The organism is Streptosporangium sp. NPDC002544 (genome assembly GCF_040295965.1).
GTDB lineage: Bacteria > Actinomycetota > Actinomycetes > Streptosporangiales > Streptosporangiaceae > Streptosporangium.
The window spans coordinates 87,950-109,648 of sequence record NZ_JBEOWJ010000008.1 but is presented as its reverse complement, the minus strand read 5'-3'; the positions used below and the strand labels follow the sequence as shown (position 1 = coordinate 109,648).

Here is a 21,699-nt window from a genome sequence, read left to right as displayed (position 1 = left end):
GCGATGAAAAGGTGCGAAATCTGTTACGACCGCACAATGAGACCATATAATGAGACGATTCTTCTTGAAATATGAGATTCCTGCTACGGTCGGGACCGACGGACAGAAGGAGGGGTCTCCCATGACAGGCAAGGACGCCGTCTACACGCACGGACACCACGAGTCGGTGCTCAGGTCCCACCGGTGGCGTACCGCGGAGAACTCGGCGGCCCACCTCCTGCCGTACCTGAGAGCGGGCATGACGCTGCTGGACGTGGGCTGCGGGCCCGGCACCATCACCGCCGACCTGGCGGAGCGTGTCGCGCCCGGCACGGTCACCGCGGCCGAGATCAGCGAGGAGGCGCTCGGCCTGGCCCGCGCGGAGGTGGAGCGGCGCGGGCGCTCCGGCGTCGAGTTCTCCGTGGCGGACGTGCACGAGCTGTGCTTTCCCGACGACACCTTCGACGTCGTCCACGCCCACCAGGTGCTCCAGCACGTCGGCGATCCCGTGCTGGCGCTGCGCGAGATGCGGCGGGTCTGCAGGCCGGGCGGGATCGTCGCGGTACGCGACAGTGACTACACCGCGTTCACCTGGTTTCCCGAGATGCCCGAACTGGACGAGTGGCTGGACCTCTACCTGAGATTGGCCAGGGCCAACGGCGGCGAGCCCGACGCGGGGCGGCGACTGCTTTCCTGGGCGCACGCGGCGGGGTTCACCGACGTCTCGGCCACCTCCTCGACCTGGTGCTTCGCCACACCCGAGGACCGCGCCTGGTGGGGCGGCATGTGGGCCGAGCGGATCCTGAAGTCCGACATGGCCCGCCAGGCCCTCGCCTCGGGCAGCACCGAGGAGGACCTGCGCCGTCTCTCGGAGGGCTGGCGGGCCTGGGCGGAGGAGCGGGACGGCTGGCTGTCGCTGCTCCACGGCGAGCTGATCTGCCGCGTCTGACCGGCCCCGAGCCCACCGGTGAAGGGCTCGGGGCGCCCTCGGCGAAGGCGCCCCGGCGGAGGGTCAGGGTTGCTGGGTGATCTTGACGTTGTCGATGCCGGCCTCCATCAGGGAGGCACCCGAGGCGTCGGCGGCCTCGATCAGGATGCGGACCGTCTGGCCCGCGAAGGCGGAGAGGTTGGCCGTGGCGACCGCCCAGGCGCCGTTGCGGTTGGCGGCCGCGCCGAGCTGCTGGAACACCTGGGTGGTGGTGGAGCCGACGACCTTCACCCGCAGGAAGTCGGCGGTGGAGGAGTTGGAACCGTGCGCCAGATACCACGACAGCGACAGGTTCAGCGTCCCGGTCGACGGCAGGGTGATGGCCGGTGACTGGATGCTGGTGACTCCTCCGTCGATGTCGTAGTCGCCCGCCGCGGTGCCCGCGAGCCTGCCGGTGACCAGGTCGTTGGTGCCGCTGACCGTGGTGCCGAGCTGCTTGGCGCCGCTGGAGGTGGTGGCCTGCGGGACACCGCGCTCCCACTGGCCCGAGGTGGCGGTGTCGGTGCCCGAGGGGTTGGTCGTCCAGCCGGTCGCCGTCTCGAACTCGTCGGAGTAGACGGTCACCGGCGGGGTGCCGGTGCCGCAGTACTGCGACTCCTTGCCGGTGATGCGGTAGACGCAGTCGGAGTACTCCAGGAAGCGGAGCACGGCTTCGCGGTTACGGGTGGTCTGCGGGACGATCTGCTCGTCGGGAGGGTAGAAGCCCGGCGAGGAACCGGTCGGGTACATCTCGAAGGTGTAGCTGAAGATCTTGTAGACGCCCCACATCCAGTCGTCGATCGAACCGTCGGTGATGTAGAGATCACTGGCCTGCTGGGGGGTGTAGTTGTTGGTGGCGGCCATGTTCTGGCCCAGGGTCGCGTGGGCGTCGCGGTCGTCCTGGGTCAGGCCGGGGCCGGTGTCGTTGTAGGTGTAGCCGTACGGCCACAGGATCAGCTCACCGTAGGTGTGCCAGTCGATGTGCGACTTGATCTGCTGCACGCCGCCGACGACCCTGCTGCGGACCCAGTTGGCCACCGCCCTGACCTCGGGAGCCGACTCGGCCGCGGAACCCCGGTAGGTGTCGCTGGAGCTGGAGCCGGAGGAGCCGCCGCAGCAACCCCACTGGTGGCCCCAGTTGCGGTTGAGGTCGGTGCCCACGTACGACGAGCCGGAGTTGGGCTGCCGGTTCTTGCGCCAGGAGCGGTAGGAACCGGTGGCGATGTCGTACTCGCCGCCGTCGGGGTTGAGGTCCGGCATGATCCAGATCTCGCGGGTGTTGACCAGGTTGGCGATGCGGCTGTCGGTGCTGTAGCCGTCGGTGAACAGGTTGAGCAGGTAGATCGCCATCTCGACGGTCATGTGCTCGCGAGCGTGCTGGTGGTGCGTGAACAGCACCTCGGGCTCGTTCTCGTCCGTGTCGACGTTGTCGCTGATCTTGACGGCGATCAGGTCGCGTCCCTCGTACGAGGTGCCATAGCTGATCTTGCGGGCGATCGTCGGGTGGTCGGCGACGATCTGGTTCACCGCGGCGGTCATCTCGGCGTAGTTGTGGTAGGCGGAGTCGGCCGAGGGGAAGTCCGAGCGCCGTTCGGCCCCGGTCGGGGATAAGGACCGGGGAATCCTCGTGACGGTGTGGCCGAGTTTCTTGATCTCGGCGACCTCGGCCTCGCTGGCGGTGACCACGACCGAGTCGGCATCGACCTGATCGATCGCGGCACCGGTGGCCGCGATCGCGCTTCGCTGCTGGGAGGTGCTCGGCCCCTGGACCTTGTACTGGCTGTTCGGTTGCGGCTCGGCCGAGGCTCCCACCCCGTTCACACCAAGACATAACAGCGCCAAAGCGGCGAACACCACGATCAGACGGCGTCTCACCTGCGTCCTCCTCAGGCACGCACTCTAGGGATTTGTCGCGTGCCTCCACTGAGAGTCAGACAGGGAGGTTGATTAGCAAAGGCCCAAATTTTAGGAGCCGCACACCCTTCGTCCCGAGATCAGAAGACGACCTCGAACCAGAGCGTCCTGGCGCCCTCGGGAGCGTCGTCCTGGATGCCCCAGTTGTCGGCGAGCAGGTCCACCAGGAACATGCCTCGCCCGCCCTCCGCCTCGGGGTCGTTGCGCACGTGCGGCATCGACGCGCCGGACCCGGCGTCACAGACCTCGACCAGCACCACGGCCGATCCCACCGCCACGGTCATCGCGACCTCTCCACCCCCTCCGGAACCCGAGTGGAGCACGGAGTTGGTCACCACCTCGCTCACCAGGAGAATGACGTCGTCGGACGCGGGGTGTCCCTCGCCCAGAAGCTCCCTGACCCGGCTTCGCGCCATCGACACCGACTCCGGGACCCCCTTGAGGGTCACCGTGGATCGAGGTGAGACGGCCTGCCGTCCGGTCGTCATCAGATACCTCCAGCGTGGAGACCCCCGCCTTCAGGCGGGGAAGGAAACGTGGCACGGTGCCGCGTTTCTGGGTGGGTGGTGTAGCCGTAGCCATCGGCTCGCTGGAGCAGGCGGACGTGGCGGTGGCCGATGCTCTGCACGAGGCCGTGCCGGGTGGTGATGTTGAAACTGCCGGTGCTGCGGACCGCGACGCGGCCGAGGTGGACCCCGGCCTTCTTGCCGCTCGCTACGACGGCGCGGACCAGATCGCCGGTGGCGAACCCCTTGACCCGCTTGGTCCGGGGTAGCCGCAGCCTGGGAAAGCCGTAGCGGTCGGTGCGGGTGCGGGCGTAGGTGCCGCGCCCGGTCGCCTTGACCACCAGGACCGCCGAGGGCCAGGTGGCGACGGTCTCCAGGTGGCCGACGTGCAGCGCGTCCAACGTGTGCGACTTGGCGGCACCGGTACGGGAACGGTTCCATTTCGTTCGGCCACCGGAGGCTGTGGACACGGGCAGGCCGGTGGCTTCCAGCGCCCGCCACAGCGCCCACCGGGTCGCGTTGACGGCGGCGGCGTCGCGCAGTGACGCTTTGGCCTGCTTGAGGATCTTCGCGAGCAGTGCGGGCTTGGCCCGGAGGAATTCCTCCACCGGCGTCGCGTTCTTGGCCTGGTTGCAGCCGATGCACGCCAAGGTCAGGTTAGAGATGCGGTCGGAGCCGCCCCGGCTGCGCGGGTGGATGTGGTCGAGGTTGAGCGGCACACCGGTCGCACCGCAGTACGCGCACGCCCGCCCCCACTTGGCGAGCAGGTATTCGCGGACCTCGTACCCGGCGAGGGTGCCCCGCTGGTATTCCACCCCTTGCAGCGGTCTGCCCGCGCTGAGGGCGTGGGTGTCGAACGCCACCCGCTCGACGTGCACGGCCCGCACCGGCGCCCACCGGGCGAGCCGCACCACCCACGACACGGTGGTGTCGACGCGGTGGCGCAGCGACGGCGCAAGCCACCCCTGGGGTCTGGTGCGGTTGAGGAACCGGGGGGCGCGGTGACGCAGATTGCGTGACCTGCGAGCATGGCGCAGCGCGGCCCGCGCGCTGAGCCTGTCTCGGATCGCTGCGCCTCGGTGGTCGAGCCGGATCGTATACTTCCCGCTCCGGCTTCCGCCGTGGTCGGTGAACACCGCCAGGCCGGTGTGCTTGCTGCCGGGGTCGATGCCGACCTGCACGCCTTCGATGGCCGAGGTCGCCGCATCGCGATCTTTGAGACGGATGACGAACGGGGTGTGACGGTGAACCACCGCCCGCCCGGCCGCCAGCAGGCGGCGGGCGCGGGCGGGGTGGCAGGGGTCGAGCGGGTGGCCGCGGGCGTCCAGGACGAACACGGCCGGGTGAACCTCACGGTTCGCTCCCTCGGACACCGAAGCGCCCTCGGGGTGACGCCGAGCAGACCGGGTGCCGGTCCGCTCGATCTCCCCTCGCCCAGGTCGAACACCAGGTACCGCCGCCAGGCGGTGTCCGTGAGCCGTTTCGTGCCCACCCTCGGGCGTGTCTGCTCCCACGGATTCGAGAGCTTGGAGCTGAGGAAGCACCCCAAGGTCGGTCTGCAATCTTGTGTTCAACGTAGCCATCTGGATCACACCTCCAGTTCATGATGGCCAGGGCTGGTCAACGCGGGGCTTCGAAGCGCATCACCGCGCCTCAAGCCCCCTCCTGCAGGAGGGGGTTGTTGACATTCCATGCACATCGCCGTCTGAGATGGCACACTCACTCACGGTGAACTGTTCTATCAAGGACTGCAATACCTCATGTTGAGATTCCACAGATTTGCTATCAAAGGACGGAGGGAGGTAGATGCGTGGCTTCTCGACGCAGCCCCACGGCCCGTCATCGCCGCCTGATGGCTGAACTGAACCGTCTGCGAAAGGACAGCGGGCTGACACGGGTGGAGGTGGCCGAGCGGATCGGCTCCACCGACACCACCGTCTGGAGATACGAGACGGGTCTGACCCGTCCCCGCCCCTCGGACGTGTCGGCCCTCACCGATGTGTACGGCGTGACCGGGGAGGCACGTGACTCCCTGATCCAGATGGCCGTGGAGGCCCGGCGGCGCGGCTGGTGGCACCCCCACCGCCAAGCCCTTAAACCGGGCTTCGACTCCTACATCGGGCTGGAGGCGGAGGCGTCGCTCGTGCGCTCGTACGAGCCGCTCGTCGTTCCCGGCCTGATGCAGACCGAACCGTACGCACGCGCGGTGATCGAGGCGACCTCCATTGTCCAGACCCCCTCCCAGGTCGAGGAGACGGTCTCCGTGCGCATCTCGCGCCAGCGGTTGCTGCACGGACCCGGTGACCCGATCCACCTTGTCGCGGTGCTCGACGAAGCAGTGATCCGGCGTCAGATCGGCGGGCGCGACGTCATGTCGGAGCAGTTGGAACATCTCGTCCACCTCGGCGCGCTGCCCAACGTGGAGATCCGGGTCGCCCCGTTCTCCGCGGGGGCGCACGCGGCGATGGACGGCAAGTTCTGCCTGCTCAGCTTCCCCGAGCCCGAGGTTCCCGACCTGCTCTATCTGGAGCAGGCCTCGAGCGGGCTCGTGCCGGACGACCCGGAGCAGGTCAGCCGATACGCCTCCATGTTCGAGAGCCTCTGCGAGATGGCACTCGGTCAGGAGGAGTCGGCGGCCTTCATCGCCCAGATGGCGAGAAGGTTTTCCTCCCCCTAGCCGTAGAAGGAAGAAAAAGTGCGAGGGTCCACGATGGATCTGTCCGACGCCGAGTGGCGTAAGAGCGGTCGCAGCACCAACGGAGGCGACTGCGTGGAGGTGGCGGTCGTCCCCGGTGATCCGGCCGTTGCCCGACACAAGGCCGACGCCGATCGGCTTTACCTCGTCCGCGACTCCAAGGATCCGGGCGGCCCGGCTCTGGCGTTCACCCGAAGCGAGTGGGACGCCTTCGTCGGCGGCGTGAAGGACGGCGAGTTCGACTGACGGGCCTCCGGGGGAACCGGCTCACCGGCTCCCCCGGAACCTCCCGACCGCACAGCCCGCCCGCGGCCTCGGCCCGGCGGGCTGTGCGTGTTCGAAGCCCTCAGCGCGGGGGCCGCTCATCGGTGCCCTTGTAGCCGAGGACCCGCATAGCGACCTCGGGGTCCATCGCCGCGGCGAGCAACTGTGCCCGTTCCACGGCGCTGTCACGCTGGGCCTCGGCCCTGGCCCTGGCCGCCCGCGATCCCCGGGTGACCGCGGCGACGATGCCCGCTCCCACGATCGCGGCCAGTACGGCGACGAGCACCACCGGGAGCGTGCCGGACTCCAGCGAGCCCGCCCCGCCCATCACGGCACTCCCGCCATTGAGCAGGTACACGCCCAGCAGGGTGAAGGCCGCCAGCGCCACCAGGCTGGCCACGACCAGGAGCACCACCCTCAGCCGCCCACCCCGCGGCTCGGGAACGCCGGACGGCGGAGGCTGTGGCAACGGCACGGGCGCTGGCGGTGACAGCCGGGGCACCGGACCGCCGTCACCCCACGGCACGAAGTCCGGCTCGGCCGCGACCGCCGAGGCCGGCCCGGCCGACATCGTGGCGCCGTGGCCGTTGCCCGTCACCACCGCTCCCTGCACGACCGCGACGGCGGGTTCGAGCCTGAGCAGGGCCGCCGGGACGGGCAGGGTGCGCGACACGTGGCTGTGCTCGCGATGCGCCCGCGCCGCCTCCAGGTGATACTCCTCGATCTCGGCGTAGAAGTCGTCCGAGAGATAGACCGAGCCGTCGACCAGCGGCCCCTGCCTCCGCTCCAGGATCGCGACCACGTCGTCACCGTTGAGCGTCTTGTGCGTCTCCAGCGCGTGGGCCAGGCACAGGACGTCTCTCCGGTGCTCGCGCAGCAGCTCCTCGGTCCGGTCCAGCAGGCGCACCAGGTTGAACTCGATGCGCTCACCCAGCACGTCGGGGGCCGGCGACTGCCCGCCACCCGGCGTCTTGGTGAAACCGATGCCACCGCCGCCGGGCTTGGGCATCGACTTGCCTCCCATGATCTCCAGTTCCTGCAGCGCGGGCACCGAGGTCACCCCGCGCCCCATGCCCCAGTGCGCCTCCATCAGTGCGGTGAGGTACGTCGCCGAGAACAGGTCACCCGAGACGCCGGAGGAGTTGTCCTCGCCGAAGAACATCCGCTCCCCCGCCAGTGAGGCGAGCGAGACCATGATGTCGGCCTCGTGCTCGGACTTCCAGCGGGTGAACTGGTCCTCGGGCTTGATGCTCGCGACCATGCCGAGATAGTCGGCGCCCTTCTCTATCGTGGCGATGTCGATCTCGAGGTGGTAGCGGGTACGGTAGGCCGCCACGGCGTGGCAGGCCTCGTGCACCGCGACCGCGTGCCGCTCGCGCTCGATGTACTCCACGTCCTCGGGCGGTCCGAGTTGCTTGAGCCGTTTGGCCCTGGTCACGTCCGACCAGGTGATGACCTCCCGGCCATCGCGGATCGCGGTGATCAGCGACTCGTTCACCAGGTCCTTGATCGTGGCACCGGTGGCGTAGGGCGTGATCGTCGCCAGCTTGTCCAGCTGCTCGTCGGTCAGCTCGTGGTCGACCTTGTCGAAGTAGCCCCGGTAGGTGCGGACCCGGCCCGCCTTCGACGGGTAGCCCACCTTGTAGATGCGGTCGATGCGGCCCGGCCGCAGCAGCGCCTCATCCAGCGAGTTGGGCATGTTGGTGGCCATCATGACCAGGATCCGGTACTTCGGCGGCGGCTTGGGCCGCATGCCGAAGAGCCTTCTCACATGCCGGTTGACGATGCCCCGGGGCTTCTTCAGGCCCGACAGCTCGGTGAGCAGCGCCTGCAGCGTGCCCGGGTCGCCGCCTCCGCCGCCCATGCCGCCCATCATGAAGCGGCTGCGGCCGGTGTCCGGCTCCTCCCGCTCCGCCGCGCCCTTGCGGGTCAGCAACCAGCGGGTGTCCTCGCTGAGGTAGCCGAAGCCATGGCACCCGGCGGCGTGCGGGGAGAATCCGGGACCGCCCCTGGGCCCCTGCTGCGCCAGCGAGCCACGCCGTCCGAGGGAGTCGGCCTCGTCGAAGAAGACGATCACGCCCCCGTACCGCAGCGAGAGCTTGCGGAGCTTCCTGAACAGCGACTTCACCTTCAGGATGCCGATGCCCATGAACATGTTGACGAACGCGCCGGGGTCGACGAACACGTACGGCTTGCCGGTCTCCCCGGCCACGGCCTCAGCCATCAGGGTCTTACCGGTGCCCGGCGGGCCCCACAGCAGCAGGCCGCTGGGCACGTAGCCACCGCGCTCCTCGATCGCGTCCGGCCGTTCCAGGAAGACGATGTTCTCCTTGACCCGCTCGACGACGTGGTCCTGGCCCCACACGTCGGTGAAGCGGGTCTTGATGTCGTCGGGGAAGTAGGTCTCCACTCCGCCCCGCGACAGCAGCCAGAACAGGCCGATGAACTGGAAGGCGATGAAGAAGAACGCGAAGGCGAGCTGCGCCATGTACGGCAGCGCCTGCCAGAGCAGCGCGGGCGCCTGGAACAACGCGAGCGCGGGAGAGGTGTCCAGCACCTCGCCGAGGATGAGGGCGAGCACCGCGATCCAGAACAGCCACTTGATGGCACGTGCCATCCTGAAGCGATTCCAGTCGGAGAAGCGGCGGTGGGTCCAGCGCTCGAAGCCGCCGAACACACCGCGCGTCCAGAACCGGTTGTATCCGGCGGAGCGCTCGCTGACGAAGAAGTGGAGCTGGCGCAGGAACTCGGCGCCCAGGAGCCAGAAGATCCACGGCGCCGCGACAGCGGTAGTGATCATCGCATCCTGGAACGTCATGATGCCCTCGAATGAGGCCATCTCACTCCACACCAGGATGAAATAAATGATCGTCAGGATGAGGAGGAATTTGATCCGATCCCAGAACGGCATCTTCTTACGCTTGTCGGGATGCGGGTCCGTCGGACCCGAGCCGGGGGCCCGTAGTCCTTCGAAGGTGGGGGGCTGCGGAGGTGACTTCATGTACGGGCTTCTCCTCACCCGGTGAGTCGTTTGACCTTGAAAGATTGCGCGATCCTGTCGAACTCCCCGGCGCGCTTCCGGTAGCAGGCGGCCGAGCAGCGGATCAGCAGGGTGGAGATCTGCTTGCCGTCCGGGGCCAGATAGGAGGTGAGGTCGAAGGTCTCCGTCCCGGCGCCCTCGATCGCGTAGTTGAACCGCACGTGCACCCCGCGCAGGCCGTCTCCGGGCTGGAGCACCTCGTCGGCGAGAAGCTCGAAGTCCTTCAGCGGGTAACCGGGGATCTCCGCGTACTCCTTGCGCACCGTCTCGGTGACGGGCAGGACGGAGTTGCGCATGCTGTTCAGGGAGAGCGCGTCCTGCTCCTCGGGAAGGAGCTTGGCGATCCGGGCGAAGACGAATGGTTCGTCCTCGGTGCCGTAGCCGAGCAGGTGATCTGGAGACGGCCTGCTGTGGGCGTCGTAGGCGGTCGACCAGATGAGCTGTTTGCGCAGCTGCGCGGTGGCCGATTCGAGGTCGGCTCCGATGGTCGCCTTGTCCAGCGCCGTCTGGTCGACCTTCTGCCAGGCCGCCGGAACCTTGAAGTACGTCTGCCCGTCGTCGTGGCGGACGTAGGTGAACTCCGCACGTGCACATCCCGTGAGCCCGCCGACCATGGTGGAAACAACCGTCATGGCAACCAAGGCGAACCCGGCCCTCGATCTTCTCACCAGGGCTGTACCTCCGCTTTACGGGTTAACGAGGTGGTTGTGCCCGTTTTTTAAGCGCCTCTCTCCTGTCTCGGCTCATTCGTCTTAGGAATCTTGACCAAATCTTTCCGGGAACCTGGCTTCACTTGTTACAAAGCTCCGTCGTTGGCCCCGACACATCATTGAACTCTCAACCTCTGCCGTAGACCAGAGGCGGATGGGCGGTTATTCCACCCCCGGCCCACGACGGAAATCCGACCCCCGAGGGAGGCTCAGCCAGAGCAATATCCCTTTTATCCCCTTTTTGCCCATATATGCTTTTATGGGGGTTTTCTAGGGTATGGGGAAATGAAATTGTGGGAACGGAATGCTCTTCCCACATTCACCGCAACGGGCGTCGGCTCTGGTCAATGTCGTCTTTCTCCGTGGTGCGCCGACGGGGTCCGGCCCCGAGGACTCGAAGAGATGAGACGGACTCCGCAGCAGGACAATCGACAAGGAGTGGTGATCGTGAACAACGCAGTGCGAATGGCCCTCGCCGTGGCCGGAGGTTACCTTCTGGGGCGCGGGAAATACCGACTGGCGGCTGTGCTGGCCATCGCCGGCGTGACCGGCCACCTGCGCGCCGGCAAGGGCGACCTGTTGCAGCAGGGGCTGAAGATGCTCACCTCCTCTCCGGAAGTGGAAAAGATCATCGAAAACGTTCGCGGCGATCTTCTGGACGCGGGCAAGGACGCCGCCAAAGCAGCGGTGAGCAAGCAGATCGACTCGCTGAGCAGCAGGCTGCACGACCGGGCCGAGTCACTGCGAAGCCCTGAGCAGGCCGAAGAGGAAGAAGAGGAAGAAGAGTTCGAGGAACGCCGGAAGCGCCGCGGGAAGGCCACGAGAGCCCGTGAGAAGTCCCGGCCAAGGGACGAAGAAGAGGAAGAAGAGGAAGAAGAGGAAGAAGAGCCCGAGGAGGAGGAAGAGGAGGAGCTAGAGGAAGAGGAAGAGGAGGAAGCGCCGGCCAGGCCCAGGAGCCGGGCCCCCTCCCGCCGTGGATCGGCACCGCCGCGCACCAGGCGGGCACCCGCCAGGGCACGGGGGTGATCTCGATGGCTAAGACCTCGACGGACCGGCCCAAGCAGCAGAACGGCCAGGAGTCCCCCATGAACCGGCTCACCCACGAGTTCCAGAATCTCCTCGGAGCCGCCGGGGAGCGGGCGCTGTCATCGGTGGGTGACAAGGTCAAGGGCGCGACCGGCCGGTTGACCGACTACGCCGGAGGCAACGGATCGAGCCTGATGAGCGCCGTGACAGGTGGCGGCTCGAAAGGATCGATGGCCGGGGGCCTGATCAAGGGACTGGGCAAGATGGCCGTCGGCGGCCTGATACAGAAGATCACCGGAGGCAAGGGCGGAAAGGGGGGTAAAGGCAAGAAGCTGAAGCTGACGAGCATCATCGAAACGATCGACATCGGTGTTCCGGTCCGGATGGCCTACGACCAGTGGACCCAGTTCGGCGACTTCCCGAAGTTCATGAAGAAGGTCGAGAACGTCGACCAGCCGTCCGACGAGAAGCTGCACTGGAAGGCGCAGGTCTTCCTATCCCACCGCGACTGGGAGTCGACGATCATCGAGCAGATGCCCGACAAGCGGATCATCTGGCGCTCGAAGGGTGCGAAGGGCTACGTGGACGGCGCCGTGACCTTCCACGAGATCGCCCCCGAGCTCACCCGGATCCTGCTCGTCCTGGAGTACCACCCGCAGGGCCTGTTCGAGCGCACCGGCAACCTGTGGCGCGCCCAGGGCAGGCGCGCGCGCCTCGAACTCAAGCACTTCCGCCGGCACGTCATGAACGAGGTGCTCCTGCACCCCGACGACCTTCAGGGCTGGCGCGGCGAGATCCACGACAGCAAGGTCGTCAAGGACCAGGAGACGGCTCTCCGGGAAGAGGAGGAGGCCCAGGGCCCCGAGGGAGAGGAAGAGGGCCCCGAGGAAGAAGAGGAACTCGAAGAAGAAGAGCCCGGCGAGGAGGAAGCCGAGGAAGAGGAGAGCGAATACGAGGAAGAGGAGGAGCCGCCCAGGCGCCCGTTGCGACGCCGCGGTTCCGGCGCGTCCCGCAGATCGGAGGAGGAACCGCCCAGGCGTCCCGCCCGTCGCAAGACGGCCACCAGGGCGTGATCGAAGGAGGTACCGGAGAGGAACACCATGACCATTGTCCAACCTTCGGGGGGCGGAGCGAGCGGCTACCGATCCTCATCGGGTCTGGCCGACGTCATCGAGACGATCCTCGACAAGGGGCTCGTGATCGACGCCTTCGTCAGGGTCTCCCTCGTCGGGATCGAACTCCTGACCATCGACGTACGGATCGTGGTGGCCAGCGTTGACACCTACCTGCGCTTCGCGGAGGCGGTCAACCGCCTCGACCTCTCCCAGGTCGGCAGCCAGAAGGGGCTGCCGGAGCTGATGCAGGACATGACCCAGAGCGGCAGCAAGGCGAAGGTCAAGGGCGCGACGGACGGGCTGCTGGACGCGGCCGGGGAGAAGCTCCGCAGCCTGACCGGCGGGTCCAAGGAGGAGGAGTTCGAGGAGGAAGAAGAGCGCGAACCGGCCCCCCGGCGCAGACGACGGAGGGAAGAGTGAGATGCGCGATCCCAGTGGAAAGTCCGGGACCGCCCAGTCCGACAGATCGAAGTCCGAAAAGCGCCAGCCGTCCGGACGGCGTGGCACCGGTTCCGGTAAGCGGCCCAGGCCCACCGGGTCCGAGAGGTCCGGCGCCCCCGAGCGCGGAGCCGGCTCCTACATCTACGGGATCGTTCCCGCGGACGTCGAGCTGACCCCGGACACCCTCGGCGTGGGAGATCCTCCTGGCCAGGTCCGGCTGGTGCGGTACGGCGAGATCGCCGCCCTGGTGAGCGACGTCCCCACCGACCGCCCGCTGGGCAGGCCGGACGATCTCATGGCCCACCAGCGGCTGCTGGACGAAGCCGCCGCCGAGGTACCCGTGCTCCCGCTCCGCTTCGGGGCGGTGGTGACGGACGCGCAGGCGGTCGTCGACGAGTTGCTCACCCCGTACCACGACGATTTCCGCAACACGCTGAACGAACTGGAGGGCCGAGCGGAGTACATCGTGAAAGGGCGCTATGTCGAGCAGACGATCCTGCGGGAGGTCCTGGAGGAGAACCCCGAGACGGCGAGGCTGCGCGACGAGATCCGCGGGCGCCCCGAAGAGGCGACGTGGGACACCAGGATGCGGCTCGGAGAGCTGATCAACACATCGATCGCGGCCAAGCGCGAGGCCGACACCGCCGCGCTGCTCGACGTCTTCACCCCGCTCTGCGTCGCCATCGCGGTACGCGAGCCCACCCATGAGCAGGACGCCGCCCATCTGGCCCTGCTCGCGCAGACCGACCGGCAGCCGGAGATCGAGGAGGCCCTGGCCGAGTTCGGAACCCGGTGGGCGGGCCGGGTCGGGCTGCGCCTGCTCGGCCCGCTGGCACCGTACGACTTCGTCAGGACCTGAAGGCAGGTGATCGACCATGGACCCACTGGGACTGATCTTCAGTCTGCCGCTCGCGCCGTTGCGCGGGCTGATCCGGCTCGCGGAGCTGCTTGAGGAACAGGCCGAGATGGAACTACGGAGCCCCGCGGCGGTCAGACGCCGCCTGGAGGAGCTCGCGGAGGCCAGGGCATCCGGCGAGATCTCCGAGGAAGAGGAGTCCATGGCCGCGGAGCGGATCCTCCGAGAGATGATCACCTAGCCCGGACCTCCGCCGGTACGGCCGCACCGGCGGAGAACGGAGAGACGACGAGGGGAGCGATCCCGTGCCTGTCAAGCGCAGAACCCGTGCGGAGCGCCCTGCCGACGACTCCTACAAGACCTCCGACGAGGCCTTCGACGAGGAGGAGCCGGAGGAGGACGAGGAGTTCTACGAGGAGGTCGAGGACGAGGAGGACCTGGAGGAGGACAGGCCACAGGCGAAGGCCCGCCGTCCGGGACGGCGCTCTCCTGCCCTGTCCGCGGCGACCGCGGGAACGACCGGGTTGCGGCACATCGCCGAGCTGACCTCGAAGGACACCGAGGGGGTGACACAGGTACGACCGGCGGAGGGCGGCTGGCTGGTCGAGGTCGAGGTCGTCGAGGACCGGCACATCCCCTCGTCGGGCGACATGCTCGCGCTCTACCAGGTCGAGCTGGGCCCCGAGGGGGACCTGCTGTCCTATCGCAGGGTGAAGCGCTACCGGCGCGGCAGGGCCGACAGCGGCGAGGCGAGCTGACATGGCCGAGGTGGCACGCCCCGGCGGCGCGTTCTCCCAGCCCTACGGCCGGGGAGCGTCCGGCGGGCGGGAGCCCGCCAATCTCGCCGACATCCTGGAGCGGGTGCTGGACAGAGGCATCGTGATCGTGGGTGACATCCGGGTGAACCTGCTGGACATCGAGCTGCTCACCATCAAGCTGCGCCTGCTCATCGCCTCGGTCGACACGGCGCGGGAGCTGGGCATCGACTGGTGGGAGCACGATCCCTGGCTCACCGCGCAGGACCGTGACCTGGTCGAGGAGAACCGCCGCCTGCGCCGCCGGCTGGCCGCCGCGGAGGAGGACTGGGAGACCCCGAGGCGCCGCTCCCTGGACAGATTCCCCGAAGAGGTCAGGGAGTCGAGGGGTGCCGGAGAGCCGAGGCGGTACCGGGAGCCTCGCGAGCCCAGAAGGTCCAGAAAGGGGGACCGCGATGGCTGAGGCGGGCACGTACCTCTACGCGATCGCCCAGGACCTGGGCCGCGCCCTCCCCGCCGGCGTGACGGGCGTGGCCGATGCGCCCGTACATGCGATCACGCACGAGGGCCTGGTCGCGTACGTGAGCCCGGTGCCCCTGGACGAGTTCGGCGAGGAGCCGCTACGGCGCTCTCTGGAGGATCTGGACTGGGTCGGAGACACGGCCCGCGCTCACCATCGCGTCGTGGAGACCGTCGCGGAGGAGGCCCCCACCGCACCGGTCCGCCTGGTGACGGTCTACACCGGCGAGGAGCAGGTCCGCGACCTGCTGCGGCGCAGGCATGACGACTTCGCCGCGGTGCTCGCCCACGTCACCGGGCGCAGGGAGTGGGGGGTGAAGGCGTACACCGCCCCGGCCGCGGCCGACTCGCCGCCGGCAGGGGAGAGTGCCGCGGAGAGCGGCAAGCCGGGGACGGCCTACCTGCAACGCCGCCGGGCCAGCCTGCGCAACCGGGAGGACGCGTGGCGCCAGGCGGCCGAGCGCGCGGAGCACATCCACGCCACCCTGGCCGCCACCTCCGTCGCGAGCCACCGGCACCGGCCCCAGGATCCGGAGCTGTCCGGCCGCGAGGACCCGATGGTGCTGAACGGCGCCTACCTCGTCGACGAGGATCACGCCGAGGAGTTCGTCGCCGCCGTCGACGGCCTGCGCGGGCAGGGGGTCGACCTGGAGCTCACCGGCCCCTGGGCGCCGTACTCCTTCACCGTGCTGGATCTCGGCACGACCGGCCGGGAGGTGCCCGATGACACCTGACCGCCGCCCGCGCGGCGCCGCGCTCGCCGCCCAGGGACGCCTGCCCGCCGAACGCGTGGCACTCGTCGACCTGCTCGACCGGCTGCTGGCGGGCGGGGTCGTGGTCAGCGGCGACCTCGTGCTCTCCATCGCCGACATCGACCTCGTCCGCATCTCACTGCGTGCCCTGATCACATCCGTACGGGCGTCCGACGCGATTCCCTCCGTGCACCCGCCGGGCGCGGTCACGGTCGTACGGACATCCGACGCGACCACCCCGGCGAGCGCGCTCGACCCACCGGACCACGGGTCCCCACGGTGAACCGTCCCGGCGGCGGCCCGCCCGCGGAGAACCTTCGCGAGACGGAGAACCCCGGCGTCACCCGGGAGAGGCTCCGCGCCGCCGCGGAGGACCTGCGAACCGCGCGGAGGACATCCGGCAGGGCGCGCTCGGTGACTCCGGCGAAAGGGACTCCGGCGAGCGGGCGGAAGGACTCCGTGAACACCTGGGAGGGCTTCCGGAACACCCGGAGAGCGGCGCGGGACAGCCGGTGGCGGGTGAACACCGACCCCGAGGCGGTCGAGCGGGACCTGACCCGCCTCGTACTCACTCTCGTCGAACTCGTGCGACAGCTGGTGGAACGCCAGTGCGTGCGCCGGATGGAGCAGGGGGACCTGACCGAGGAGCAGGTCGAGGTGCTGGGCCTGACGCTCATGCGTCTTGAGGAGGCGATGACCGAACTGTGCGAACGCTTCGGGCTCTCGCCCTCCGACCTCAACCTCGATCTCGGACCGCTCGGAACCCTGCTTCCCACGGACTGACCCCCGCGTCCCCGGCCCGGACCGGAGACGCGGGGGACGGGGCCCGATGGCCGGACACCACCGAACCCCGTCCCTCGCGTCTCTCGTGTGGAAGAGCCCTAGGTCAGGTCCTCACACTTCTTGGCGTCGGGGTCGTTGGCCGCCTTCGGCACCCAGCGGACGTTGGCGAACGAGGCGGAGAAGGCTCCGTCGGTGTAGACGAGGAACGGGGTGTTGACCACCTCAAGGTCGAGGCCCCCCGCGGCGAAGCAGGCGATGGGGATCTTGACCGTCGCCTTGCTCCCGGCCGGGAGTCCCTGGAAGAGGGAGGTCGCCACCACCTCGGAGAAGCACGGATAGACACAGTGCACGCTGAGCACGGTCCTGGCGGCCGGAGCCTGGTGGACGATCGTGTCGAAGACCAGGGCCGCGTCGGAGTTGAGATAGCCCCGAAGATCGGAGCCACCCGCCGGGTCCTGCATGTAGATCTGGGCCGGGCCCGTGCCGCTCCAGGTCGCCTTCAGGCCGTCCTGCTGCACGTTGACGTCTGACTGCACCACGGAGATCTCGGCGTGCGACGCCTGGCCGTCGGCGCCGATCTCGGTGCCGCCCCAGTTCTCCGCCGAACCGATGAAGCTCTTGTAGGGCGCGATGTCGGTCCGGTTGAAGATCTCCAGATCCTCGCTCGCCTCACCGCCGCCGCCCTGCCCGCCACAGCCGAACTCGGGCGCGGTCTCGTCGAGCGTGCCGACCGACCCCGTCTGGCCGTTGCGCAGGCCGTAGCCGAGCGGGAAGAGCGGGTCATAGCCCTCGGTGCCCGCGTTGAGCGGCGTCTGGCAGGCGCTCTTGGGCCAGGAGTAGGGCAGCTTGCCGGTGAAACCGTCGCGGTACCTGCCCCGGACGAGCACGTCGGCGACGCCGCCGCCCTCGGTGCCCGGCAGCCACGCGGCGACGAAGGCGTCGGAGCGGTTGAGCTCCTTGTTGACCCAGAGCGGCCGGCCGCTGACATAGACGGTGACGACGGGCGCACCCTTGCCGCGGACCCGCTCCAGCACGGCGAGGTCGGCGGGGTAGATCTTGGCGGCCTCCAGCGAGCGCCGCGCGAGGTCCCCGACGCCCTCGGCATACGGCGTCTCGCCGATCACCGCGATGACCGCGTCGTACGCCGAGGGGTCGACGCCCTCGCCGGTCTCGTTGAAGGTGACGTTGGCCGCGCCGAGCGCCTCGCGCAGGCCGCCCAGGATCGTCGTGCCGTTGGGGAAGTCGGCGTTGACGTTACCGGTGCCCTGCCAGGTGAGGGTCCAGCCGCCGGTCTGGTTCTGCAGGCTGTCGGCGCTCTTACCGACCACGAGGACCTTGGAGTTCGCGGCCAGCGGCAGGACCTTGCCGTTGTTCTTGAGCAGGACCTGCGACTTGCGCGCCGCCTCCCTGGCGAGCTTCCTCGCCTGCAGCGCGTCGGTGGAACCGGCGAAGGCGCGCTTGGAGGGCTTCGGCCCGTCGAGCACGTTGGTGCGCAGCTTCACGCGCAGGATGCGGGTCACCGCGTCGTCGATGCGCGCCATCGGGATCTCACCGCTCTGGACCTGGGCGATCGTGTTGGCGATGAACGCCTTCCAGTCGTTGGGCACCATGACCACGTCGATGCCCGCGTTGATCGCCTGCGGGCAGCTCGCATTGGTGCACCCGGCGACCTGGCCGATGCCGTTCCAGTCGGAGACGACGATGCCGTCGAAGCCGATCTTCTGCTTGAGGATGTCGGTGAGGGCTCGCTTGCTGCCGTGCAGCTTGCCCTCGTTGATACCCAGGTCGGCGTTGGTCCAGCTGTTGAACGACGCCATCACGCTCTGGGCGCCGGCCGCGAGCGCGCTGTAGTAGCCCTGGCCGTGCACGTTGATCATCTCGGCCTCGGACGAGGGGTTGACACCCTGGTCCACGCCCTTGACGGTGCCGCCGTCACCGATGAAGTGCTTCGCGGTGGCGATGACGCCGTCGGAGCCGATGCCGCGCGGGTGCTTGCCCTGCAGTCCCCTGACCGCCTCGTAGCCGTACGCGCGGGTGATCCGGGGGTCCTCCGAGAAGCCCTCGTAGGTACGGCCCCACCGGTCGTCGAGGGGGACGGCGAGGGTGGGTGCGAACGCCCAGTCCTGGCCGGTCGCGCGAATCTGCCTGGCGGTCGCCGCCCCGATGTCACGCACCAGGCACGGGTCCTGCGCGGCGCCCAGGCCGATGTTGTGCGGGAAGACCGTCGCACCGTAGACGTTGTTGTTGCCGTGGACGGCGTCGATGCCCCAGATGACGGGGATCTTCGTCCGGGTGGCGACGGAGGCGTTCCAGTAGGCGTCGGCGAGGTCGAGCCAGGCCTTCGGCGCGGCGTGCTTGTCACGGTTGGGCCACGCGCCGCCGCCGTTGAGCACCGAGCCGATGAAGTACTGCTTGACCTCGTCGGGAGTGATCGCGGTGATCTCCGGCTGGGTCATCTGGCCGACCTTCTCGGCGAGCGTCATGCCCGCGAGGATCTTCGCCACCCGCTTCTCGTCCGACCGGTTCTGATCGATGGCGCTGTCGACCTTGGGCCACTCGGCGAGGGTGGGCAGCTTCTTCTCGATGCGGGCGCAGCCGCGGGCGTCCAGGGCCGGCTTGCCGATCACCGGTTGCCGGCCGCCCGTCGCGGTCTCGGCGCCCGCGCTCGGGATTCCGGCGACACCGGCCGCCAGGACTGTGAGGCTCGCCAGTACCGCGAGCCGGCTCCGGTTGGCGCCCGGCCGGGCGAAGGGTCTGATCATCGAAGGTCCGTTCTCCAGGCACAGCGACGGTCGTGGCGGCCCCCGAGTCCGCACTTCGCAGATCCTTACGCTGTGACGCTGCCGAGTCAATAGTTTCGCGAGAGCGCTCTCTCGACTGAACTCCTGTTCGATGCCTGGCCCATGACTTGCAAACCCCGCCCACCAGGCCCTTCGCAACGCGATACAGCCACATCACCCCTGGCCGGACGGCCCAAACTCCACCCCACTGAGAGCGCTCTCAGAAGCCGGGCGGGCACTGTCCGAGCCGGGCGGGCCGACAGGCCGTCAGGACACGGGCCGGCGACCGGCGCTCTCGCGACGGCTCGGACCCGGGCGCCGGGAGCACGTGGACCACGGGCCGGGAACGAGTGCCGGCCGGAAACGGGATCGACGCGTCCCGGAGGCGGGGCCGGCGGTGGCCCGCGCGCCTCAGGACATGGTGTTGCCGCCGTTGACCGCCAGGCGCTGGCCGGTGATGAAACGGCCGCCGGGCGAGGCCAGGAAGGCGATCGCGTCGGCCACCTCGGCGGGCACCCCCATCCGGCCCAGCGGCAGGCCCGCGCGGTACTCCTCGACGTCCATTCCCTCGTGGCGCTCCACCGGTATCCAGCCGGGCTCGACGGTGTTGACGGTGATGCCGTACCGTCCGAGCTCGTTGGCCCAGGAACGGGTCAGACCGTGCAGCGCCGCCTTGGCCGCGACGTAGTGCCCCATCTCGACGTTGCCCAGGTCGACGACCTCGCTGCCCACGTTGACGATCCGGCCCCGGCCGGCCTCGCGCATCGCGGGCAGCACGGCCCGCAGGATCAGCAGCGGCGCCTTGACGAAGAACCGGAGCTGGTCGAGGTGATGCTCCCAGGTCTGCTCGGCGAGGGGGACCAGCGGCTGGGGCCCGGTCGCGTTGTTGACCACGATCTCGACCGGTCCCGCCTTCTCGGCCACCTCCGCGATCCCCCGCCGTACCGACTCCTCGTCCGTCACGTCGAAGCGGGCCACGCACGCCCGGCCCCCGGCCGCGGAGATACGCTCGACGACGGCCGTGGCACCCGCGGTGTCGCGGGCGTAGTTGACGGCGACGGTCCAGCCGTCCTCGGCGAGCCGCACGGCGATGGCGGCGCCGAGCCCCCGCGAGGCCCCGGTGACAAGCGCGCATCCCATCCGCTTCCCCTTTCCTGACTTCTCAGGATTTCACGGCTCTCCTGCCACGAGTGAAATCGCCCCCACTGTGACCCTCTGCTTGGGGCCGCGCCGCCAAGGGAAAAGTAGCTCTGCGTGACGATGGTGACGGTGTGTGATTCACAGAAATGGGGGGACCAGTTCTGCGAGAGCCGATCATTGCTTGGCGCGCGTCCGGTTTATCCTCGGCGGTTGCCAGGCTGCGCTGGCGGGCCACGATGGCCTCCAGCAGGTCCTCGCCAGGCACTCCTTGCGAAATGTCGCGCCCGCCCTGCAGGGCGTCGGCCATCAGGCGCTGCCCGCCACCGCCGAAGAAGTACTCCACCAGCGTGGGGTTGTCGGCGGCCATCCCGTCGAGGGTGTTGCCGCCCATTCAGTGGATGCGGATGCCGTGGCCGCCGGTGAGCTGCTTAGTCAGTCCAGCCGCTCGTTGGTGGGCTCCCAGGGGGTGACGAGGGTCCAGGAGCGCACCGGCAGCACCGGCAGCGTCTCGGCGGTGAAGGTGTTCCAGGAAGCTTCTACGCTGGCGGCCTGCTTGGCCGTCAATGTGCGACTGTAGCGCTTGACCTGGTAGATATCGTAGCCGTCGGGGTTCCAGACCCGTACGTCGACGCCCCGGTCGCCCTTGGAAGGCGTGATCCGGCTGCCGTGCGGGTGCTTGAGCAGCAGCAGCGCCGCGACGAACTCCTCCACCTTCTCCCCGGGCTCGCGCTCCCAGTTCACCGTGGTCATGCCGCATAGCCAACCAGGACAGGCCGACAATTCCCCACGATCAGAGGTCGGTTTGGGCGGCGGCCATCACGCCGTGCACAGCCGCCGCGATGCGGTCGGCGGCCTGGCCGGGGTCGGGCTGGCCAGCGTCGAGCCAGGCGATGACGGCCTCCAGGGTGACGGCGGGGATCAGGTTCGCGGCCCAGTCCAGCCACGGGCCCGCCGGTATGCGGCGGGCGAGGTTGCGGTGGGCAACCTCGCGCGAGGCGGCGGTGATGGAGTCGATCAGGTCGCGGAAGTCGGGCTCGCGGGCGGCGTAGCGAAACAGCAGCCGGAAGCCGTCGGGATCGGCGGACGCGGCGCGCAGCAGGGCGGGGATGGCGCTGTCGTCGAAGTCGTCGGCTCCGGTGGCCTCGGCCAGCCGGGTGCAGGCGCGGTCGAGGACGGCCCGATACAGGTCGGCCTTCGAGTCGAAGTGCCGATACAGCATGGCCCGGGTGAGTTCGGCCTCAGCGGCGATGTCGTCCAGGCCGGTGGCGGCGTATCCGGCACGGGCGAAGGCGCGGGTGGCGGCGTCCAGGATCTGCTCGCGGCGTTCGGCGCGGCGCAGCCGCCGTACCGGCGCCTGCCCGGCGGCCAGTGCGAGAACGTCGCCTTCGGGGGCATCCGGGTTGCTCATCCACACCTCCACTTGTAGAACTCAAAGTGTACAAGTAGTTTAGTAGACA

At 68.8% G+C, this 21,699-nt stretch carries 23 protein-coding genes; 13 read left to right on the top strand and 10 right to left on the bottom strand.

Going from position 1 to position 21,699, the window contains the following annotated elements; genetic code table 11:
- Positions 1 to 121 precede the first annotated feature (121 nt).
- Complete coding sequence (locus ABT061_RS14195) at positions 122 to 928, top strand: class I SAM-dependent methyltransferase (RefSeq protein WP_350916385.1); 807 nt, start codon at positions 122 to 124, stop codon at positions 926 to 928.
- Positions 929 to 991: 63 nt separating this feature from the next.
- Here the strand turns inward: ABT061_RS14195 and ABT061_RS14190 are convergent, their stop codons facing one another.
- From ABT061_RS14190 to iscB, 3 genes are all read right to left on the bottom strand, one after another.
- Positions 992 to 2,821 (bottom strand): M14 family metallopeptidase, encoded by a 1,830-nt coding sequence (locus ABT061_RS14190; RefSeq protein WP_350916382.1) that lies wholly within the window; start codon positions 2,819 to 2,821, stop codon positions 992 to 994.
- Positions 2,822 to 2,940: 119 nt separating this feature from the next.
- Positions 2,941 to 3,348: an ATP-binding protein gene (locus ABT061_RS14185; protein WP_350916379.1), complete on the bottom strand. Its 408-nt coding sequence runs from the start codon at positions 3,346 to 3,348 to the stop codon at positions 2,941 to 2,943.
- Positions 3,348 to 4,739 carry an RNA-guided endonuclease IscB gene (gene iscB / locus ABT061_RS14180; RefSeq protein WP_350916376.1) on the bottom strand — a complete coding sequence of 464 codons (1,392 nt, stop codon included), beginning with the start codon at positions 4,737 to 4,739 and terminating at the stop codon, positions 3,348 to 3,350. Before iscB ends, ABT061_RS14185 begins: the two co-directional genes overlap by 1 nt.
- A gap of 479 nt (positions 4,740 to 5,218) precedes the next feature.
- Here iscB and ABT061_RS14175 point away from each other — a divergent pair, with 479 nt between their 5' ends.
- Together ABT061_RS14175 and ABT061_RS14170 are read left to right on the top strand one after the other, a co-directional pair.
- Positions 5,219 to 6,043 carry a helix-turn-helix domain-containing protein gene (locus ABT061_RS14175; protein ID WP_350916373.1) on the top strand — a complete coding sequence of 275 codons (825 nt, stop codon included), beginning with the start codon at positions 5,219 to 5,221 and terminating at the stop codon, positions 6,041 to 6,043.
- Between the two features lie 33 nt (positions 6,044 to 6,076).
- Complete coding sequence (locus ABT061_RS14170) at positions 6,077 to 6,307, top strand: DUF397 domain-containing protein (RefSeq protein ID WP_030922935.1); 231 nt, start codon at positions 6,077 to 6,079, stop codon at positions 6,305 to 6,307.
- Between the two features lie 100 nt (positions 6,308 to 6,407).
- On the opposite strand, the gene ABT061_RS14165 is transcribed toward ABT061_RS14170, so the two are convergent.
- Together ABT061_RS14165 and ABT061_RS14160 are read right to left on the bottom strand one after the other, a co-directional pair.
- Positions 6,408 to 9,326: an AAA family ATPase gene (locus ABT061_RS14165; protein WP_350916370.1), complete on the bottom strand. Its 2,919-nt coding sequence runs from the start codon at positions 9,324 to 9,326 to the stop codon at positions 6,408 to 6,410.
- Positions 9,327 to 9,340: 14 nt separating this feature from the next.
- The gene (locus ABT061_RS14160) at positions 9,341 to 9,997 is read right to left on the bottom strand and encodes a hypothetical protein (protein WP_350916367.1); all 657 of its coding nucleotides are present in this window, start codon (positions 9,995 to 9,997) and stop codon (positions 9,341 to 9,343) included.
- Positions 9,998 to 10,516: 519 nt separating this feature from the next.
- Here ABT061_RS14160 and ABT061_RS14155 point away from each other — a divergent pair.
- The 10 genes from ABT061_RS14155 (at position 10,517) to ABT061_RS14110 (ending at position 16,322) form a co-directional block, all read left to right on the top strand.
- Positions 10,517 to 11,101, top strand: a complete 585-nt coding sequence (locus ABT061_RS14155; RefSeq protein ID WP_350916364.1) for a hypothetical protein — start codon at positions 10,517 to 10,519, stop codon at positions 11,099 to 11,101.
- Positions 11,102 to 11,106: 5 nt separating this feature from the next.
- Positions 11,107 to 12,174 (top strand): SRPBCC family protein, encoded by a 1,068-nt coding sequence (locus ABT061_RS14150; protein ID WP_350916361.1) that lies wholly within the window; start codon positions 11,107 to 11,109, stop codon positions 12,172 to 12,174.
- Between the two features lie 27 nt (positions 12,175 to 12,201).
- Positions 12,202 to 12,636, top strand: a complete 435-nt coding sequence (gene gvpJ / locus ABT061_RS14145; protein ID WP_350916358.1) for a gas vesicle protein GvpJ — start codon at positions 12,202 to 12,204, stop codon at positions 12,634 to 12,636.
- Position 12,637: 1 nt separating this feature from the next.
- Positions 12,638 to 13,516 carry a GvpL/GvpF family gas vesicle protein gene (locus tag ABT061_RS14140; protein ID WP_350916355.1) on the top strand — a complete coding sequence of 293 codons (879 nt, stop codon included), beginning with the start codon at positions 12,638 to 12,640 and terminating at the stop codon, positions 13,514 to 13,516.
- Positions 13,517 to 13,532: 16 nt separating this feature from the next.
- Positions 13,533 to 13,754 (top strand): gas vesicle protein GvpG, encoded by a 222-nt coding sequence (locus tag ABT061_RS14135; RefSeq protein ID WP_350916352.1) that lies wholly within the window; start codon positions 13,533 to 13,535, stop codon positions 13,752 to 13,754.
- Between the two features lie 64 nt (positions 13,755 to 13,818).
- Positions 13,819 to 14,271, top strand: a complete 453-nt coding sequence (gene gvpO, locus ABT061_RS14130; RefSeq protein ID WP_350916349.1) for a gas vesicle protein GvpO — start codon at positions 13,819 to 13,821, stop codon at positions 14,269 to 14,271.
- 1 nt (position 14,272) lies between these two features.
- On the top strand, positions 14,273 to 14,731 hold the full coding sequence (locus tag ABT061_RS14125; protein WP_350916346.1) for a gas vesicle protein: 459 nt from the start codon (positions 14,273 to 14,275) through the stop codon (positions 14,729 to 14,731).
- Positions 14,724 to 15,521: a GvpL/GvpF family gas vesicle protein gene (locus tag ABT061_RS14120; RefSeq protein WP_350916343.1), complete on the top strand. Its 798-nt coding sequence runs from the start codon at positions 14,724 to 14,726 to the stop codon at positions 15,519 to 15,521. The genes ABT061_RS14125 and ABT061_RS14120 overlap by 8 nt, the downstream gene beginning before the upstream one ends.
- Complete coding sequence (locus ABT061_RS14115) at positions 15,511 to 15,822, top strand: gas vesicle protein (protein WP_350916340.1); 312 nt, start codon at positions 15,511 to 15,513, stop codon at positions 15,820 to 15,822. Before ABT061_RS14120 ends, ABT061_RS14115 begins: the two co-directional genes overlap by 11 nt.
- Positions 15,819 to 16,322, top strand: coding sequence for a gas vesicle protein K (locus tag ABT061_RS14110; protein WP_350916337.1), 504 nt, complete (start codon positions 15,819 to 15,821; stop codon positions 16,320 to 16,322). The genes ABT061_RS14115 and ABT061_RS14110 overlap by 4 nt, the downstream gene beginning before the upstream one ends.
- Before the next feature lie 98 nt (positions 16,323 to 16,420).
- On the opposite strand, the gene ABT061_RS14105 is transcribed toward ABT061_RS14110, so the two are convergent.
- The 5 genes from ABT061_RS14105 to ABT061_RS14085 all read right to left on the bottom strand — a co-directional run bounded on the left by ABT061_RS14105 (position 16,421) and on the right by ABT061_RS14085 (position 21,650).
- Positions 16,421 to 19,084, bottom strand: coding sequence for a glycoside hydrolase family 3 N-terminal domain-containing protein (locus ABT061_RS14105; protein WP_350916334.1), 2,664 nt, complete (start codon positions 19,082 to 19,084; stop codon positions 16,421 to 16,423).
- Positions 19,085 to 19,513: 429 nt separating this feature from the next.
- On the bottom strand, positions 19,514 to 20,242 hold the full coding sequence (locus ABT061_RS14100; protein ID WP_350916331.1) for an SDR family oxidoreductase: 729 nt from the start codon (positions 20,240 to 20,242) through the stop codon (positions 19,514 to 19,516).
- Positions 20,243 to 20,264: 22 nt separating this feature from the next.
- On the bottom strand, positions 20,265 to 20,633 hold the full coding sequence (locus tag ABT061_RS14095; RefSeq protein WP_350916328.1) for a hypothetical protein: 369 nt from the start codon (positions 20,631 to 20,633) through the stop codon (positions 20,265 to 20,267).
- 41 nt (positions 20,634 to 20,674) lie between these two features.
- The gene (locus ABT061_RS14090; protein ID WP_350916325.1) at positions 20,675 to 20,992 is read right to left on the bottom strand and encodes a hypothetical protein; all 318 of its coding nucleotides are present in this window, start codon (positions 20,990 to 20,992) and stop codon (positions 20,675 to 20,677) included.
- A gap of 40 nt (positions 20,993 to 21,032) precedes the next feature.
- Positions 21,033 to 21,650, bottom strand: a complete 618-nt coding sequence (locus ABT061_RS14085) for a TetR/AcrR family transcriptional regulator (RefSeq protein ID WP_350916322.1) — start codon at positions 21,648 to 21,650, stop codon at positions 21,033 to 21,035.
- Positions 21,651 to 21,699 lie beyond the last annotated feature (49 nt).

Excerpts from the sequence above, each read along its gene's own strand:
- ABT061_RS14195 (WP_350916385.1), top strand. The coding sequence starts at position 122 with ATGACAGGCAAGGACGCCGTCTACACGCACGGACACCACGAGTCGGTG.
- ABT061_RS14185 (WP_350916379.1), bottom strand. The coding sequence starts at position 3,348 with ATGACGACCGGACGGCAGGCCGTCTCACCTCGATCCACGGTGACCCTC.
- ABT061_RS14175 (WP_350916373.1), top strand. The coding sequence starts at position 5,219 with ATGGCTGAACTGAACCGTCTGCGAAAGGACAGCGGGCTGACACGGGTG.
- ABT061_RS14170 (WP_030922935.1), top strand. The coding sequence starts at position 6,077 with ATGGATCTGTCCGACGCCGAGTGGCGTAAGAGCGGTCGCAGCACCAAC.
- ABT061_RS14165 (WP_350916370.1), bottom strand. The coding sequence starts at position 9,326 with ATGAAGTCACCTCCGCAGCCCCCCACCTTCGAAGGACTACGGGCCCCC.
- ABT061_RS14160 (WP_350916367.1), bottom strand. The coding sequence starts at position 9,997 with ATGACGGTTGTTTCCACCATGGTCGGCGGGCTCACGGGATGTGCACGT.
- ABT061_RS14150 (WP_350916361.1), top strand. The coding sequence starts at position 11,107 with ATGGCTAAGACCTCGACGGACCGGCCCAAGCAGCAGAACGGCCAGGAG.
- gvpJ (WP_350916358.1), top strand. The coding sequence starts at position 12,202 with ATGACCATTGTCCAACCTTCGGGGGGCGGAGCGAGCGGCTACCGATCC.
- ABT061_RS14140 (WP_350916355.1), top strand. The coding sequence starts at position 12,638 with ATGCGCGATCCCAGTGGAAAGTCCGGGACCGCCCAGTCCGACAGATCG.
- ABT061_RS14135 (WP_350916352.1), top strand. The coding sequence starts at position 13,533 with ATGGACCCACTGGGACTGATCTTCAGTCTGCCGCTCGCGCCGTTGCGC.
- ABT061_RS14125 (WP_350916346.1), top strand. The coding sequence starts at position 14,273 with ATGGCCGAGGTGGCACGCCCCGGCGGCGCGTTCTCCCAGCCCTACGGC.
- ABT061_RS14120 (WP_350916343.1), top strand. The coding sequence starts at position 14,724 with ATGGCTGAGGCGGGCACGTACCTCTACGCGATCGCCCAGGACCTGGGC.
- ABT061_RS14115 (WP_350916340.1), top strand. The coding sequence starts at position 15,511 with ATGACACCTGACCGCCGCCCGCGCGGCGCCGCGCTCGCCGCCCAGGGA.
- ABT061_RS14105 (WP_350916334.1), bottom strand. The coding sequence starts at position 19,084 with ATGATCAGACCCTTCGCCCGGCCGGGCGCCAACCGGAGCCGGCTCGCG.
- ABT061_RS14100 (WP_350916331.1), bottom strand. The coding sequence starts at position 20,242 with ATGGGATGCGCGCTTGTCACCGGGGCCTCGCGGGGGCTCGGCGCCGCC.
- ABT061_RS14095 (WP_350916328.1), bottom strand. The coding sequence starts at position 20,633 with ATGGGCGGCAACACCCTCGACGGGATGGCCGCCGACAACCCCACGCTG.
- ABT061_RS14090 (WP_350916325.1), bottom strand. The coding sequence starts at position 20,992 with ATGACCACGGTGAACTGGGAGCGCGAGCCCGGGGAGAAGGTGGAGGAG.
- ABT061_RS14085 (WP_350916322.1), bottom strand. The coding sequence starts at position 21,650 with ATGAGCAACCCGGATGCCCCCGAAGGCGACGTTCTCGCACTGGCCGCC.